General features: G+C 48.9%; 13 protein-coding genes and 1 pseudogene. 5 read left to right on the forward strand and 9 right to left on the reverse strand.

Annotation, left to right across the window (positions count from 1 at the left end):
- Nucleotides 1–181 precede the first annotated feature (181 nt).
- Nucleotides 182–1,831, reverse strand: coding sequence for a cyclic peptide export ABC transporter (locus METTU_RS19110; RefSeq protein ID WP_006893606.1), 1,650 nt, complete (start codon nt 1,829–1,831; stop codon nt 182–184).
- Nucleotides 1,832–2,483: 652 nt separating this feature from the next.
- Between METTU_RS19110 and METTU_RS19115 the strand changes: the two genes are divergently transcribed.
- Together METTU_RS19115 and METTU_RS19120 are read left to right on the forward strand one after the other, a co-directional pair.
- Entirely contained in the window at nt 2,484–2,996 is a 513-nt protein-coding gene (locus METTU_RS19115) for an RNA polymerase sigma factor (RefSeq protein ID WP_006893607.1), read from the forward strand.
- Between the two features lie 97 nt (nt 2,997–3,093).
- Nucleotides 3,094–3,315, forward strand: a complete 222-nt coding sequence (locus tag METTU_RS19120) for an MbtH family protein (RefSeq protein WP_006893608.1) — start codon at nt 3,094–3,096, stop codon at nt 3,313–3,315.
- A gap of 294 nt (nt 3,316–3,609) precedes the next feature.
- Here the strand turns inward: METTU_RS19120 and METTU_RS19125 are convergent, their stop codons facing one another.
- Entirely contained in the window at nt 3,610–4,182 is a 573-nt protein-coding gene (locus METTU_RS19125) for a methyltransferase family protein (protein ID WP_006893609.1), read from the reverse strand.
- A gap of 88 nt (nt 4,183–4,270) precedes the next feature.
- On the opposite strand from METTU_RS19125, the gene METTU_RS19130 reads away from it, so the two are divergent.
- Both METTU_RS19130 and METTU_RS19135 read left to right on the forward strand, forming a co-directional pair.
- Nucleotides 4,271–4,969, forward strand: a complete 699-nt coding sequence (locus METTU_RS19130; RefSeq protein WP_006893610.1) for an ABC transporter ATP-binding protein — start codon at nt 4,271–4,273, stop codon at nt 4,967–4,969.
- Nucleotides 4,966–7,380 (forward strand): ABC transporter permease, encoded by a 2,415-nt coding sequence (locus METTU_RS19135; RefSeq protein WP_006893611.1) that lies wholly within the window; start codon nt 4,966–4,968, stop codon nt 7,378–7,380. The genes METTU_RS19130 and METTU_RS19135 overlap by 4 nt, the downstream gene beginning before the upstream one ends.
- A 56-nt stretch (nt 7,381–7,436) precedes the next feature.
- Here METTU_RS19135 and METTU_RS19140 read toward each other — a convergent pair whose 3' ends face one another.
- From METTU_RS19140 to METTU_RS19160, 5 genes are read right to left on the reverse strand one after another with little or no spacing between them, the layout of a single operon-like run.
- Nucleotides 7,437–8,933 carry a phytoene desaturase family protein gene (locus tag METTU_RS19140; RefSeq protein ID WP_006893612.1) on the reverse strand — a complete coding sequence of 499 codons (1,497 nt, stop codon included), beginning with the start codon at nt 8,931–8,933 and terminating at the stop codon, nt 7,437–7,439.
- Entirely contained in the window at nt 8,933–10,525 is a 1,593-nt protein-coding gene (locus METTU_RS19145; protein ID WP_006893614.1) for an aldehyde dehydrogenase family protein, read from the reverse strand. The genes METTU_RS19140 and METTU_RS19145 overlap by 1 nt, the downstream gene beginning before the upstream one ends.
- A 1-nt stretch (nt 10,526) precedes the next feature.
- Complete coding sequence (locus tag METTU_RS19150; protein ID WP_006893615.1) at nt 10,527–12,062, reverse strand: phytoene desaturase family protein; 1,536 nt, start codon at nt 12,060–12,062, stop codon at nt 10,527–10,529.
- Nucleotides 12,063–12,090: 28 nt separating this feature from the next.
- Complete coding sequence (locus METTU_RS19155) at nt 12,091–12,459, reverse strand: sirohydrochlorin chelatase (protein WP_006893616.1); 369 nt, start codon at nt 12,457–12,459, stop codon at nt 12,091–12,093.
- Nucleotides 12,459–13,076: an SOUL family heme-binding protein gene (locus METTU_RS19160; RefSeq protein ID WP_006893617.1), complete on the reverse strand. Its 618-nt coding sequence runs from the start codon at nt 13,074–13,076 to the stop codon at nt 12,459–12,461. The genes METTU_RS19155 and METTU_RS19160 overlap by 1 nt, the downstream gene beginning before the upstream one ends.
- A gap of 143 nt (nt 13,077–13,219) precedes the next feature.
- Here METTU_RS19160 and METTU_RS19165 point away from each other — a divergent pair, with 143 nt between their 5' ends.
- Nucleotides 13,220–13,699 carry an SRPBCC family protein gene (locus METTU_RS19165; protein WP_006893618.1) on the forward strand — a complete coding sequence of 160 codons (480 nt, stop codon included), beginning with the start codon at nt 13,220–13,222 and terminating at the stop codon, nt 13,697–13,699.
- Between the two features lie 116 nt (nt 13,700–13,815).
- Here METTU_RS19165 and METTU_RS19170 read toward each other — a convergent pair whose 3' ends face one another.
- A complete protein-coding gene (locus tag METTU_RS19170; RefSeq protein WP_050897803.1) occupies nt 13,816–14,256 on the reverse strand; it encodes a cytochrome-c peroxidase in 441 nt (146 codons plus the stop codon).
- Between the two features lie 160 nt (nt 14,257–14,416).
- Nucleotides 14,417–15,784: pseudogene (locus tag METTU_RS19175) on the reverse strand (IS1182 family transposase).
- Between the last annotated feature and the right edge of the window lie 37 nt (nt 15,785–15,821).

Consider the following 15,821-nt stretch of genomic DNA (forward strand, 5'->3'; position numbering starts at 1 on the left):
AACAGAGTGAAAACTTCGTGTCTTCGTGGTGAATCTTTCCTAGTTGCCGACTGCTACCGGCTTTTCCGTGGCGATAATCCGGCCTACTGAGCGGGACGGGGTTTGCAACCCCGTCCCTAACGTTTTAACCTAACTAGCTACGTTATAATCACCTCAAAAACACTTCGGACGGGGCAACATCTTAACTTATCTGGATTGACTGCTTGCCTGCCGTTGCCGGTTTTTCCATGGCCACAATCTGCCCTTCTTCCAGTTTAATACAGCGATCGGCCAAGTAAAAATACCGGTCGTCATGACTGATGACCAATACTGTTTTGCCCCGGGCTTTCAAGGCCGGTAGCAGCTCTGTATAAAATAAATGCTTGAATTCAGGATCCTGGTCTGCCGCCCACTCGTCGAAAACGTAAAAAGGCCGATCTTCCAGATAAGCGACCAATAGCGCCAAACGTTTGCGCTGGCCTTGCGACAAATTCACCGAGGAGAACCGGCCGTTCTCGACCCGCACTTTATGATGTAAATGCAGACGCTGCAAATAATCGGCGATGAGGACATGATTTTTCTCGTTATCGAACCCATACAGCTCGTCAAACAAATAAAAATCCGAGAAAATCACCGAAAAGTTTTGCAGATAATCCTCCTTGTTACCGTCATCGACAGCCTCGCCGTTCCAGCGAATACCCCCCTGCTCCGGGGTATAAAGCCCGATCAGCAACATCGCCAGCGTAGTCTTCCCGCTACCGTTGCCGCCGACTAAAAACACCAGCTCGCCGGACTTAAAATCCAGGTCGATAGGCCCCAGGGTAAAGTTGCGATTTTCCTTTTCCCGATGAAAACTGTGCGTCACGCCTTGCAGCGACAGACCGGAAAAGTTTGTGCAAACCTCGCGCTTATCCGGCGCATCGGCCTGAATCGCCTGATTTTTGAGCTGCTCGCCGAGTTGCCGGACTTTTTGTAACGACACCTTAGCGCGGCTAAAGACCGGTAAGCTGGTGGTAAGTATGCTCAACGGCGACATCATAAACAAAAACACCAGCGTATAACCGCCGATCACTTTCTGATCGATCACCTGCCAAACCGGAAAAACATAGAGGATCACGCCTATAACCAGGAAATACAGCAGTTGCGCCCACTGATTCACCAATAAATAAGCCACAGCACCCCGAAAAGAATAGCGGCGATAAGCTTCGGCGCTGGCCGCCAGCGACTGCGCCATAAACGCATCGCTACGCTGCCTATGCAATTTCAACTCACGGACGCCTTCCGTCAACGCCCTAAAATCACTGTTGAGCACATCATATTCCTCGCGCGCCTTGAGTACGGCTTTTTTCGGCCACTCTCTAAACAGACTGGAGCTCAAGACGCCGAATACAATCACCCCGGCCAAAACCAGCGCCAAGTGCCAGGATAACCAGCTCAGATAAGTCATACAACCGGCCACGACCGCAAAATTAATGCAAACCAGCGGCAATAATTGACTGGCATTGGCAATTACCGATATGTCCTCGGTCAAGTGAGCCAGTAATGCCGACTTGCCCAGCTTTTGCAGATAAGGATAAGGCGCGGCAAGAATCAAGCGGCTGATTTGGATGCGGAGATCGCAAACAATTTGAGCGCTGAGCCGATTGAGCAGATAATTCGATAGAAAACCGCTGGACAACACCGCAATAGACAAGCCGACAAACAGCCACGGCAAAAGCTCGGCATCCAGTGTATTCGATAATGTCGAATTAATCAGCGCCACCAAAGCCGCGCTACTTAATCCGCTGATGATGCCCGCAAGCAATACGCCAACAACCGTTAGCCAGGAAGAGCGGCACAAAAAAACTAACATAAAATATTTTCCTTTCAGCTCGCGTATACACTATTCGATGCGTTAGACGCTTCTCAGGCCTCAAAACCGAAGCAGGCCTGATAATAGGACGCCTTGAAGCCTTTTTAACCTCATCCGCCCCGCTAAAAAAAATACCGCTGAACAACGAAACCCGACATTGCCGCGAAGCAAACCGTCCACCTCGCACCTTCAAGTAACTATGTCATATGACGCATTTTAAGTGTGTCATATGACGTACTTTTCAAATACCTTTCCTGTGTTTTACGCCAACTCATTGAAATCGCTAGGCTGACAAAGTGGCACACGCATTGCTTAATACCTATAGCCAGCGCAACGAGTTCAGAACAACAGACCGCCTTTGAGAGCGTCCCAAGCCTGCCTAGTCATCGGCATGCTACGACCGCAATATTCTCCGGCTTACCCGACTCGTTACAAAGTGCTTATCCGTATGCCGATAGCCGCCTAACCAACAAAGCAAAAACCATGGACCCACATATGCTCATGCAACCCAATAGACTATGGCGCTTTGGCAAACAGCCCAAGCAAATCACTAACGCTGTTAGACCCCGCAAACCGCATACCGCCCTTATTCCGACGCCGTCGGTTCAGCAACAAGGTAAACATTCTTAACACAACGAAGAGGGATTTGAACTTGAACGTAGAAGCCATTTACTTGAATCACCAGTCCGAATTGCAGTTTCATTTGACCCGGATTGTCAACTGCCCGGATATAGCCGCGGACCTTGCACAAGAAAGCTTCATTATTTTTTTCCGCGAAGCGCAAAAGCAAACCATCGATCATCCGCGCGGCTTTCTGTTCAGGGTCGCAAAAAATCTCGCTTACGACCACATCAAACATCGAAAAGTAACGGAAAATTACCAACAAACAAAAGACCAGAGCTTACTCCCGCCCAGCGAATTTCCCTCTGCCGAGAAACTCGTATCCATCGATGAAAGGTTGACCGCGATCAAACGGATACTGGACGAATTGCCGTTGCGCACCCAGGAGATATTTATCCTGAATAGAGTTTACGGCATGACCTATGCCGAAACAGCCCTGGAACTCGGCATATCCGATAGCGCCGTTGAAAAACACATGGCCAAAGCCCTGCTGCACTGTCGCGCCCAATTCAAAACCCATTTACTGGATCAGTATGACAGCTGAGGTATTTTAGCGTTTCTATCGTCTACACTACGGAAACCGCTCCCATCGTTCGAATGACGGGGGTACTATGGCAATTACCTATCAACGGAGAATAACAATGGCTTGGGACGACGAAGAAGACACGACTATTTATCAGGTTGTGGTCAATCACGAACAGCAATATTCAATCTGGCCCGACTACAAAGAAATACCGGGCGGCTGGCGGACCGTCGGCAAAACCGGCAACAAACAAGAATGCCTCGATCACATCAAGGAAGTCTGGACCGATATGCGTCCGTTAAGCCTACAGATCCACATGCAACAAACGGCGTCGCAATAGCCCGTGAAGACAGGGACGGGATTTGCATCCCGTCTTTATTTAAGTGTAAAACTCTGGACTTGATCTGACAGCTTCTAAAATAAGTCTAAGCTGCATCAGGCATTGACTGTCTCAGTTCGACCCATACCTGCCTGTCGGCTATGAGTTTACGCTTCCCGATACCGGCCATTCAGAATGGTATTATTTATAAGGAGATCACAGACGGTTGACGCCCCATTTCTACCAGCCAGCATTCTTAAAGTAAACATTCACTGCCGTGCAATTAAGTACCACCGCTCCCTCAATTTATCTCTCTCAATACAAAAGAGGCAATAATCTATACGTCTTGTTCAAATAAACTAAATATTGCTGACCAAATTTCTTTATCAGCCTCTTCTCTTCCATTGCAATGCGTAATTTGAAAGAAAAAAATGGCACTATAGTCAGTAGCAGCAACGCCAAAAAATCCCCCATCGCCAATCCTGATCCAGCCAGTGCAAGCAATAATCCTGTGTAGGCGGGGTGACGTATCCATTTGTAGGGTCCATCGGTAATTAGCTGATGCTGATTATGAATCAACACATGAGTTGAGAAAAAGCGCCCTAGCCTAACCACTGCCCAGTAACGCAGTCCTAGTCCTGTTGCGCAAAGCACTAGGGCCAGCCATTGACGAGTCATATACTCAATCGGGATAGGCAACCAGGCCAAATGCTTATAAAACAGCCCTAGACTTAGACTGCCAATTACGCTCAGCCATAACCAACCTTGTGAACGCTGTTCGCTATCGATAACATGCTGATTGTTAGAGGCAACCTTGCGAACAAGCCTGATCTCACCTATCACCCAAAGCAAGGCTATCAATAACCAGATAATGCGCACTGATGTCATTTATCAACCTCCGACGGTGAAATTTAGCGACTTATGTCGCTTTACGATAACATAGAGTTGGACTAGCGTATTTCAATTCCGGAACAGCATGAACAAAATCATCGAACTGAAGCAAGTTTACAAAGATTACCCCCAGGCTGGCACTTTACAAACTGTTTTGCACGACATCAACCTGGATATTTTCCCCGGCGATTTTGTGGCTATTGTGGGACCCTCCGGTAATGGTAAATCAACCTTGTTGAATCTCTTGACAGGTATCGACCATCCCAGTCGGGGAGACATTATCGTCAACGGCACCCACTTGCAAAATCTCAGCAATAAAAAATTAACCGCCTGGCGCGGCGCTAATGTGGGTATCGTTTTTCAATTTTTTCAATTGCTGCCCACGCTGAGTTTGTTACAAAACATCGTGTTACCGATGGAATTTCTTGGGAAACTTAATAAAAGCCAGCGTAAGGAACGGGGTACGCAGTTACTGGAACGGGTGGGATTGGCCGATGAAATGCATAGACTGCCCAGTCATGTATCCGGTGGGCAGCAACAGCGGGCGGCGATTGCCCGTGCTCTGGCAAACGATCCTCCGCTGATCGTCGCCGACGAACCTACCGGAAATCTGGATGCGACAACCGCCGAGGCAGTCTTCGAATTGTTTGCCCATTTGCGCGACCAGGGCAAGACCTTGGTGATGGTTACTCACAATGAAACATTAGCCAATGCAGCCAGCTGCAAGATCGAAATTCGCAGCGGACGCATACACGCCGATAGTAGCCCGGAGCCTTACTTTTGAGCGCGATCGTACATAAAGTATGGGGCGATTTATGGGCGGCTAAGTCTCGCAGTCTGCTGGCTATCATCAGCATCGCCGTAGGCATCTGCTGCGTCGGCACTATATTTGGAATGATCGATCTTCAGCTAAGCAAAATGGACGCAGCGCATCGAGATTCACAACCCTCGCATATCAATCTGATACTCAACAGCGATGTCGACTTGTCTGTGCTCGAGGAAATTAAAGCCCTGCCCGGCGTTGCTGGCGTCGATACCCTGTCACAGTTAACGGTGTACTTCCGAAGGCCCCGGGAATTCGCGTGGACCATGGCTACCTTGATTATCCGTCCCGATTATGCCAGGCAACGTTTCGACAAAACGGTGCTGGAAACCGGTGCATGGCCGTCCGAAGGTCAGTTGGCTATCGAAAACCTTTCCGCCCAGTTCACCGGCTTGAGCCTTGGCGACAGCCTGGAATTCAAAACCGCTGGATATAGCCTGATCCTGCCGATTAAGGGCATCGTCCGGCATCCGTTCGTCAAACCGCCCAAATTCGGCGGGCAAGTACATTTTTTTGCCGCCACACCCGGCGGCTTGCCATTCGGCGTAGCGCCCAATAGTTTTCGGCAACTCTTGGTACAAATCGCCCCGCCCTATAGCGAGGACCAAGCCCGAACCATGGCTGGAAAGATCCGCGCTCTGTTGGCTCAACACCATGTCGCCGCTAATGTAACCCTGCTGCAAGACCCGCAACGGCATTGGGGGCGACCTTTTCTGTCCGGCGTTAATGGCGTGTTGAAACTGATGGCGCTGACCGCTTTGGCGCTGGCTAGCGTATTGATTTTAAATACGGTTTCCGCTCAGCTAGCCTTGCAAAGGAATCAAATCGGCATAATGAAAGCCTTGGGCGCGAGCACTCTCACTATCGCCGGAATTTATCTCAGCGAAACCTTGCTGATGGCGCTGATGGCAACCCTGCTTGCGATGCCGCTTGGCCTTGCCGCCGCTTATTTCAGTTCCTGCCAACTGCTGGGGCTGTTTAATATTGATTGCGGTGAGTTCGATTTTTCGCCACGCGCTGTTCTGTATATGCTTTTAGGTGGCTTGTTGCTGCCGGTGTTGGCAGCAACAAGCCCGATACTTCGCAGCGCAACCATGACGGTGCGAGTTGCCATTGCCGATCATGGTTTGGGCGCAGATTTTGGTTACAGCCGTTTCGACGTATTGATCGAACGATTTGCAGCCAGATTTCTACCTACACTTTACGCCGCTGCGTTTTGCAACCTGTTCCGGCGCAAGGGCAGTTTAGTGCTTACCCAAAGTGTACTGATCATTGCCGGAACCACGTTTCTGGTATTGATGAGCCTTATCACCTCGCTAAATCTAACCCTGGACAACGAAATGGCTCGCAGCCAGTTTGCCATACGCCTGGGCTTTACCGTGGATCAAAATGAACAGCAGGTACTTGAAATCGCCAACTCGGTTCCCGCAATCGAAAACGTGGAATTCTGGCAGCGGCTGCCGGTAGAACTGGTCAAAGACGGCAAAGCGCTGCGGCAAAAAGGCAATCTGGGGGCGCAGTTAGTGGCTATGCCGTCGGCATCATCAATGTATCAGCCCTTGATCGAGTCCGGACGCTGGTTGCAAGTCGAAGATGCAGGAAAACGCTACTTGGTCGTCAGCGCAGATACGGCCGAACTCAATGACATCCAGGTCGGCACTACTCTGGAGACTACTATCGGCTCGGTTAAACAAGCCTGGCGGGTCATCGGCATTTATCGCTGGCTGGTAGCCGGAAATTATGTAGTCGAGCCGGTATATGCCCCTTTGGAAACAGTTCGCGCCATCACAAAAGGTAAAAATAGGGCCTCTTTTGCGCTGCTAAAAGCCTCAATCGCCAATCGTGAGGAGGAGGCGGATTTTCTAAATCAGTTAAAGCAACGCTTTCAGGACAGCAATATCAAACTGGATGTCTACAACACTCAAGCCAAGCTGGAGCAAAATCAATTCGCCCGTAATCAATTCAATCCGGTGCTGGGCACTCTGTCGGGCTTGGCGTCCATGATTGCAGCCGTTGGCGGCATTGGCCTATCCGGCGCATTGGCTATCAGCGTGCTGCAACGCACGCGTGAAATCGGCATACTCTCGGCCATAGGCGTCTCTGCCAATACTGTCTATAGGCTGTTTTTGCTGGAAGGGTTACTGCATGGCCTTGTTGCCTGGGTGCTGAGTATCCCGTTAGCCTATCTGGCTGCAGAACCCATAGCCAGGGAACTGGGGAAAACCATGTTGGGGATCGAGCTGGATTTTGCCTTTGACTCGAAGGCGGTTTTTTATTGGTTAGCGATAGTGTTGCTGTTGACTTGGCTAGCGTCGTACTGGCCAGCAAGGAAGGCATCAAAATTGACAGTCAGGGAATGTTTGCAACATTAAGACTTGATGTCGGCATAGCAGCAGTGTGTAGTAAGCCGACTACCCGCTGCGTAACATCAAGCCAAATCCGCCAAGATTTTATCCCTGACCAGTTGCCCGGAAAGTGTCACCATCGGCATGCCGCCACCGGGATTGACGCTGCCGCCGACAAAATACACATTCTTTAATTCACTGCTACGCTGTGGCGCTTTAAAGCCCAGGTTTTTATAGCGATCGGCAACCACGCCATAAATAGAACCTTGGTTGGAGTAGTAGCGGGCTTGAATGTCTTGCGGCGTCCAATATTCTTCGGTGACGATGTGTTTGCGTAAGTCAGTCAGTCCCATGCGTTCCAGCTTGATTAGCACCCGTTCGCGCAGTGCTAGATAATCTTCGGGACTGAGCGGTTTAGCGGGGTTGATATGCGGTATGTGCGGCAAAATCTTGATGATCTCACAACCCTCTGGGGCGAGTTGCGGGTCGCTTTTGACTGGGGCGACCACGTAAATGGTTGGATCGTCGGATAGGCGTCCGCTATGAAATACCGCATCGAAATGCCCACGCGAGTGCGCTGAATAAAAGAAATTGTGATGCGCCAATTGCGGATAGATGCGATCCACACCGAGATGCAGCACCAGGCCGGAGCAACTGGGCTGGAAATGTTGCATTTTTTTCAGCTCTGCGCTGGAGCTGTGCAACAGTTTTTGCATGGCGGGAATGACTTCCATATTGGAGACTACGATGTCGGCAGGTATTACTTCACCATTGTTTAAGCGTATGGCACTCGCTCGCCCATCTTGAGTTTGAATCTCTTCGACTTCTGTATTTAAACGAATTTCCACGCCCAGTTCGATAGCCAAACGCTCCATCGCCAAAGCAAGGCCATACATGCCGCCTTTGACATACCACAAGCCATAGTGATATTGAATATAAGGCAGCAAATTCATCAAGGCCGGCGCATCGTAGGGCGAAGAGCCTACATATTTGATGAAATAATTCAGAATGTCGACCAGCTTGGGGTCGGAAATAAAGCGACGTACACCCTGGTCCATGCTTCTGAATACATCGAAACTCAGCAGGCTGCGTATCGGGCCATAGAAGCGCAACAAATCCCAAAAGCCGTCCAGCCCCTTGGCGAAGTAACCGGCTTCGGTTTCTACACATAGCTTTTTAGAATACGCCATAAAGCGCGTGAATTCATCGGCTGCATTGGGCCCAAGCTTATCCAGTTCGCGGCGTTGGGCTTCGGCATCTTCAGTTAAATCAACAGTGGTGCCGTCCTCAAAAAAATTACGCCAATGCGGCTCGACTTTTTCTATCTGCACATAATCGGCCATGTCTTTGCCGACTCGGCTGAATAAGTCGGCAAAGATATGCGGCATGGTCAATATCGATGGGCCGAGATCGAAGGTAAAGCCATCTTTGGTGAGAATATTCAGCTTGCCGCCCACCTTGTCGTTTTTTTCCAGCAACTGGACGCTAAAGCCTTCGGAAGCCAGTGAAATAGCTGCCGATAAGCCGCCCAGTCCGGCGCCGATCACTAGGATGCGCGTGTTTTTATTGTTAGCAGTCATCAATAACCCCGTTTCCAAGTAAGCATTAATTTCAGATTTTGCCAGCGTTGCGCTAAATCGAAAGTTGAGTATTCACGAAAAGCCTCGAGAGCTTGTCGGTTACGCTTGAAGCGTTGTATGAATGAGCCGGTACTGTAAACAAAATCCATATACCCTTTGAAGTTTTGATAGCCTTGTTCATTGTAAGGAAACCAGTTAGGTTCTTTTGGCAAGCGGCTGCGATTGCTTAGGCCGGAAACCGGGTAAGTAAAGTTACGCAAACCCTCGGCACCGTGATAGCGGCCAAAACCACTCTGTTTGACACCGCCGAAGGGCAGTCCGGGATGACCTATATTTTTGATTACGTCATTGATAGCCCAATTGCCCACATTTAAGTGTGAGGCGACCCGTTTTGCCAACCCAATATCGCTGCTCCAAATGCTGGCATTAAGCCCGAACTCACTATCGTTAGCCAGCCGCAAGGCCTCTGACTCATCGGTAAAGGCCATCACTGGCAACAACGGGCCAAAGCTTTCTTCGCGCATGACTCGCATGCCATGATGCACGTTCCATAACACCACAGGCTTGAGAAAATGGCCTTGTTTTTCCAATGGCCCTGACGCTTGGGCGCCTTTGTTGATAGCGTCCTGATAATGTGCCTGTACAACGTCTATCTGCGCGGCAGAGGTCATCGCGCCCAGGTCGCCATGCGGATCAGCGCCAACCTTGAGTTGAGCAGCGCCGGTTTGTAGCATAGCCAAAAATTGATCGAAAATATTTTTCTGTACATATAAACGTTCCACCGACACACACACCTGACCACTATTGCAAAAGGCACCATAGAGTGCAGCCGAACAGGCTCTATCCAGCTGAGCATCGGCAAATATCAGCATGGGATCTTTGCCACCCAATTCCAGTATCACCGGAACGGGATGGCGAGCGGCGCGTTGCATCACCGCACGACCGGTATGCAGACCACCGGTAAAAAATACCAGATCGGGTGCCGCGTCGATCAGCTGTTCGCCGGTCTCTGCATCGCCGACAATGCACTGCACCAAGCCGCTGGGTAAATCCAGTTTGCCAAACAGATCAACAATCAGTTGGCCAACCGGCAAGCATAATTCAGATACTTTAAAAATCACCGCGTTGCCGGCAAACAACGCTGTCAATATCGGCCCAACGGAAAGTTGAAAGGGATAGTTCCAAGGCGAAATCACTGCGACCACGCCAAAAGAGCGACGCTCTATGCCTGCGGTTGCGCCAGGAAAAGCAAAGGGTGAAGTGGGTACGCCCTGGTAACGCAAAATTTCCCCGGCGTGTTTTTGGTAGTAATTTAACAGATCCAGTAAAGGGTAGATTTCCCCCAGCAGCGCTTCGCTACGCACTTTGCCTGTGCAAAGTCCTATTAGCTCGCAAATGCTGTCCAGGTTATCCATTAATAGCTGACTGAACGGCAACAAGGTGCTAGCGCGGACTTTGATCGGCATCCTGCCCCAGCTGCCTCCCGCCAAGCGCCCGGCGACCATTTTCTCGGCTATGGCTTGCGCCTCGCTGACCTCAAAATCGCCCAGCACTCTGCCATCGACAGGTGAACTTGCCTGGATAATAGACATGTCAGGCTTTAGCCTTTTTCAGCCAGTTGCTGTGCTTGATATCGTTGAACACCACCTTGTGCTTTTTGCAAATCAGCCTTGAGGAAATGCGCGCTGATTCATAGATGGTCGGCAAGCCGCTGCCCGGATGGGTGCCGCCGCCGACCAGATAGCAGTTCTCCAGTTCTTCAAAGCGATTATGTGGCCGCCAGTACAGCATTTGGCTGAATTTATGCGACAGACTAAAGGTGGCACCCTTATAGACATTTTCTTCAGTTTCCCAGGTTTGCGGCGTAATGATTTTTTCACATTCGATATGCTCGCGGATATCGCTCAGACCCAAGCGAGCACCTAGCGTATCCAGCACCTGTCCTCGAACATTTTGGCAATGTGCCTGCCAATCGATACCGCTGTCATTATTTGGCATAGGCACCAGTACATAGAGCGCCGATTTACCTGCAGGCGCCAAACTGGCATCGCTGACCGTGGCGTTTTGCACATAAAACGAAAAGTCTTCGGACAGTAGTTTTTTACTGAAAATATTGCCTATATTGGTTCGGTAATCCTTGGCGAAGACAATAGTGTGGTGCGGCAGGTCGTAAACCTGATTCAGTCCCAAATACATCATGAAAGTCGAGCAAGAATATTCGCGTTTATCCAATTGACTACGCTCGTATTTTCGCAAGATACCCGGTGCGACCAAGTGAGTCATCGCATGGGCAAAATCAGCATTAACTATCACTTCATCGCCAAGCACTTCTTCGCCACTCTGCAGTTTGACGCCTTTGACGAAGCCCTGATCAATCACTAACGACTGGATTTCTACATTCAGATGTATTTCCCCGCCTGCTTCCTGAATCACGTTGGCCATTGCTGCCGAGATGCGGTTCAAGCCACCGCGTACATGAAAAATGCCGTAGTCATGTTCCAGATAGGGCAACATCGTAAATAAGGCAGGACAATCCCAGGGTGACATACCCAGATATTTGGATTGAAAGCAAAATGCCAGGCGCATTTTTTCCTGATCAAAATATTGACCCAAATTTTTGAAAATACTTTTCGGAAACGCCAGCCACGGTAGGGCTCTAAGTAAATCCAGCGAAAAAAACGCTAATAGCGATGAGTAATCTCGGGTTATGCAGGGATAGAGACGATTAAAGCGGCTGCGCTCATTGTCCATAAATCGTTCGTATCCATCAGCGCCTTCGGCAAATACCCGCTCCAATTCTGCGCGCATGTGTTCCCGATCCGAGAAAACCGACAAGGTCTGGTCATCGTAAACCAGATCATACATCGGATTCAGCGGTATAAACTCAAGGTAATCCTCACTGCGCCGCCCACACAGCTCAAACATCTCATCCAGTACGCCTTTCATTAGCAAAAACGTCGGGCCGGTGTCAAAACAAAAACCGTCCAAATGTATCGCTCGATTGCGGCCGCCGACTTCCGGATTTTTATCGTAAATCGACACTTTAAAGCCACGATTGCTCAGTAACATTCCGGCACATAAGCCACCAGGCCCGGCACCGACAATAATGATATGTTTAGATTCGCTCATATAAATTGATTTTAAAAATGTTTACCATTCAATAGTAGGAGGAAAACACCAGATGTATCAATAAATCGTCAATTTTCTCTGATGCGCCCAAGTAAGGTGCGATTTTGATCTTGATGCTTGGAGCATCAACGCTAACTTGCCTGATTTGCTCGGGAATATCGGTAACCACATGCCTCCCTGCAGAAAGGAAATAGGGCAACACCACTATATCAAGGGCTCCATTCGCGATTTGTTGCCTTAAAGCATCTTTGATAGACGGTTTAGCAATTTCCAAGAAGGCATAATCAATACTGGCAAATAGAGTACAGTTCTTACGCAATCTAGCGACTAACTCCCGAATCTCGGCATTCGATGAATCCTGGCGACTACCGTGGGCCACCACTAGTAAATGTGTCATTATTCAATGTCAATATGGATTTCGTTGCGCCTTAAGCTTGGAATGGTCCAGGGTGGATCGTAAGCTGCTGACCGTGGACTTGATAACGGCTTGATGTGTCGTTCATCAAGCCAAGCTGATAGAATTTGGCTATATTCGGTCATACGTTCTTGGTTTAGGCTGCCCGCATATCTCAAGGTCGCCACTTTTTTGGCGGTAATTGATTCGATAATGACAAGCGGATCGGAGGGTTCCGGCAATGTCGTCAGATCAAAGCTAGGCGGCATTACAAATGACATTAGCCACTTGTTAATGTTTGGCGCATGTTGGGTTGCTTCATTCTTGGTTTCGAGTTGTCCTATAGACTCTCGAAAAACAGGCGTCGTCATGGACATCTCTTTGTTCTGAACGTTCCCGCCAAAAATATATCGAGCCAAGCGATTAAAGCCTATTTTACCTGCTTGGCTATAGCCAGCTTCAATCGCAGTTTCAGCAATCAGCATCGGCTGGTATAGACGGATTTGAATATCGCCATCCTCAGACAATACCCGATAGCTTGGTTCTTCGCTACTTCTAATGCCCATTACGGTAAGACCAGTCCATAGTAAACTGGTAAGGCGTGCTATTGGGTTGTTCATCAACCGGACTCCCTGAAGTTTTGAATAGGTGACGTTTTAATGGGATGTTCAACATTTTTTAATTTTCAGTATGCCACAGAATTTTTATTTTGCGGTAAATTGGCATGAAATAGTGCTAACCCTTTTAGTGAGATAGAAGAATCATGAAAATTTATCGTCTTTACAGACGGCAAGAACTCAAGATGAGCATAGAACAAGCTTGGCAATTTTTTTCATCACCGCATAATTTGAATCAGATTACGCCAAGTTTTTTCCACGTCGATATCACATCGCCAGTGCCGGATGATCTTTATGCTGGTTTAATGATTAGCTATCGCATGAAAGCGGTATTTGGTATTTCAATGGCATGGCTATCGGAAATCAGTCACTGCGAAAAGCCTAAACGCTTCATTTATCAACAATGTGTTGGCCCATTTCATTTTTGGAATCATGAAGTCAGCTTTACCCAACAGGACGAAAAAATTATGTTGGAGGACATTGTGTTTTACAGCATGCGCTGGAGTTGGCTGGGGGATCTATTACATGCAATGGTTATTCATGACAAATTAAAACGAATTTTCGATGCTCGCCAGGATTATTTACAGGCTCACTGGGGTACTTTGGCAAAGTCAGAACGTCTCTGATTGTCGTAACAATAGGGGCTGCTTTAGGATAAAAGTGCATCTAGTTTAGGCGTTCTCTGCATTAGGCTAAATTTTTCGGCAGCCCGTACCCCATTGATCTTGAATTCAACTTGAGCTTACTGAAAATCCTTTTCTTGCAGTAGGCTAACCGATTTACCCTGATATTCCCCCGTCAGTGTTTTCAGGAAAGCTACGATTTTATCAATTTCATCTTTGCTCAAATTCTTGTCACGTTGAACGCGAGCCATGATTTTAACGGCGTCTTCGAGTGTGGCGACCGAGCCATCATGAAAATAGGGATAGGTAAGTTCGACATTGCGCAATGTAGGTACCTTGAACTGATGGCGGTCTTTTTCCAGTTTGGTAACATTAAAGCGGCCATTATCAGCTTCGGTTAATGCGCCACCGCGCTGCTCGAAGTAATTTTGCGCACGGCCCATTTTTTCAAAGGACAGACCGCCTAAAGCAGGACCAAAGTGGCATGACGCGCAATGTTCCTTGAACAACTCATAGCCTTGTGTTTCATTGGCGGTCAGGATTTCCTCGCTGCCCCGCAAATAGCGATCAAAACGAGAGTTGGCGGTTACTAGGAGGCTGTCGGATTAATAGAGCGAGCCTCCCCACTTAATCACGATTAAAATTTAAAAAAGTGGTTTATTGGGATTTTTAATGCCCATAGTTCTGTTTTATGGGCAGCTCAATGCTCTTTTTCCTCTCTCACCCTCTTAATACATGCATTCTTTTTAAATTCCAGCCTATACAGACTAAATTCCATTCACTTTGGACGGATTCCAGGCCTCGAAGCTGGAATTGCCTGAATCCCTGGACGTGTTTAATGATGCCAAACACGGTTTCGACAGTAGATTTTCGCTTGCCGTAGAGTGCTTTGCCCGCTTTGGTTGTTAAGCGATGGGTCATGGCCTCAACCGGCGGTAAGGTGCTTTCGCCTATTTCCGGCTGATGCTGAAACCGGGCGTCAAGGGCTTGGTTATGGCTTTGCCGCTTTTGGGCGATGTACGGTTTTATCTTTGCATCAGCACACGCCTTTACATTGGCTTGGCTGAAGTAGCCGGTGTCGGCCAACAGGTTGTCAACACTCCCCAAGCATTCCGGGAGCTGTTCCAGTTTGGCTAAGGCCGGTTCGATTTCTTGTTTGTCGTTGGTGTGTTGGGTGATGTGATGAGCAACGATCAGGTGGGTGGCAATATCAACACTGGCTTGGGCGTTATAGGCTTGTTCAAAACCATTAGGGGTCGGCATGATGCGGGACTCTTCATCGGTCAGGCTGACTTGATCTTTACCTTGAGGCGCATCGGTAGGCGCTTGGGGGGCGTTTGTCCGCCCACTTTTCTTTGCCGGTTTCTACTCAGGTGTTGTTCACGCTTAGCCTGCTTTTCGTTCATACTCGGCCCTTTTCTTGCGCGTAACGCGCCTTGGCACGGGGCCCTGGATTTCCTGTTTGGCTTTGGCAATCACTGCTAAACGGTCTTGGCGGCGTTTGAGTTCCTTGGGTACATCCATGTCTTCTGGAAGCGGGGAATTGTCGGCGGCTTCAGCCAGTTTCATCAAGGTTTCAACTTCCTGTTTGAACTGGGCTTCCAGTTGATTGGCGTAATCCCAGCTCAAGGCTTTATGCTTGCTGGCATTGGCTTTAATCTTGGTGCCGTCCAGGCTCACCGTACCCAGCTTAAGCAGCCCCAAGGTTTGTGCAAGTACCAATATCTCGACAAATAGGCTTTCGATCTCTTTGCCAAAGCGCTTGCGAAAGCTGTTGATGGTGTCGTGATCTGGGTTTTCGTTGGCGCAGATGTATTTAAAGGCCATCGAGTCATGAGTGGCTTTCTCCAGTTTGCGACTGGAAAATACGCCGGTCGCGTAACCGTAGAACAGCAACGCCAACAGCATCGCCGGATGATAGGGGCGCTTTCCTTTGCCCGCATAGACGGCTGATAGCGTCCGTAAATCCAGTTGATCGACAATCTCGACAACAAAACGGGCCATATGATCTTCAGGCAAATAATCCTGAACACACGGGGGCAGAATGTAGGGGGTATCGCGATCAATCAGGATGAATTGGGTAGCCATTTTTGTTTTTTGATTTGGTGTTTCGATAGGGTTATTT

The organism is Methylobacter tundripaludum SV96 (genome assembly GCF_000190755.2).
Classification (GTDB): Bacteria; Pseudomonadota; Gammaproteobacteria; order Methylococcales; family Methylomonadaceae; genus Methylobacter_A; species Methylobacter_A tundripaludum.

Bases quoted from the DNA above. Each gene is read 5' to 3' on its own strand.
- METTU_RS19110 (WP_006893606.1), bottom strand. From the start codon at position 1,831: ATGTTAGTTTTTTTGTGCCGCTCTTCCTGGCTAACGGTTGTTGGCGTA.
- METTU_RS19120 (WP_006893608.1), top strand. From the start codon at position 3,094: ATGGCTTGGGACGACGAAGAAGACACGACTATTTATCAGGTTGTGGTC.
- METTU_RS19125 (WP_006893609.1), bottom strand. From the start codon at position 4,182: ATGACATCAGTGCGCATTATCTGGTTATTGATAGCCTTGCTTTGGGTG.
- METTU_RS19130 (WP_006893610.1), top strand. From the start codon at position 4,271: ATGAACAAAATCATCGAACTGAAGCAAGTTTACAAAGATTACCCCCAG.
- METTU_RS19140 (WP_006893612.1), bottom strand. From the start codon at position 8,933: ATGACTGCTAACAATAAAAACACGCGCATCCTAGTGATCGGCGCCGGA.
- METTU_RS19145 (WP_006893614.1), bottom strand. From the start codon at position 10,525: ATGTCTATTATCCAGGCAAGTTCACCTGTCGATGGCAGAGTGCTGGGC.
- METTU_RS19150 (WP_006893615.1), bottom strand. From the start codon at position 12,062: ATGAGCGAATCTAAACATATCATTATTGTCGGTGCCGGGCCTGGTGGC.
- METTU_RS19155 (WP_006893616.1), bottom strand. From the start codon at position 12,459: ATGACACATTTACTAGTGGTGGCCCACGGTAGTCGCCAGGATTCATCG.
- METTU_RS19160 (WP_006893617.1), bottom strand. From the start codon at position 13,076: ATGAACAACCCAATAGCACGCCTTACCAGTTTACTATGGACTGGTCTT.
- METTU_RS19165 (WP_006893618.1), top strand. From the start codon at position 13,220: ATGAAAATTTATCGTCTTTACAGACGGCAAGAACTCAAGATGAGCATA.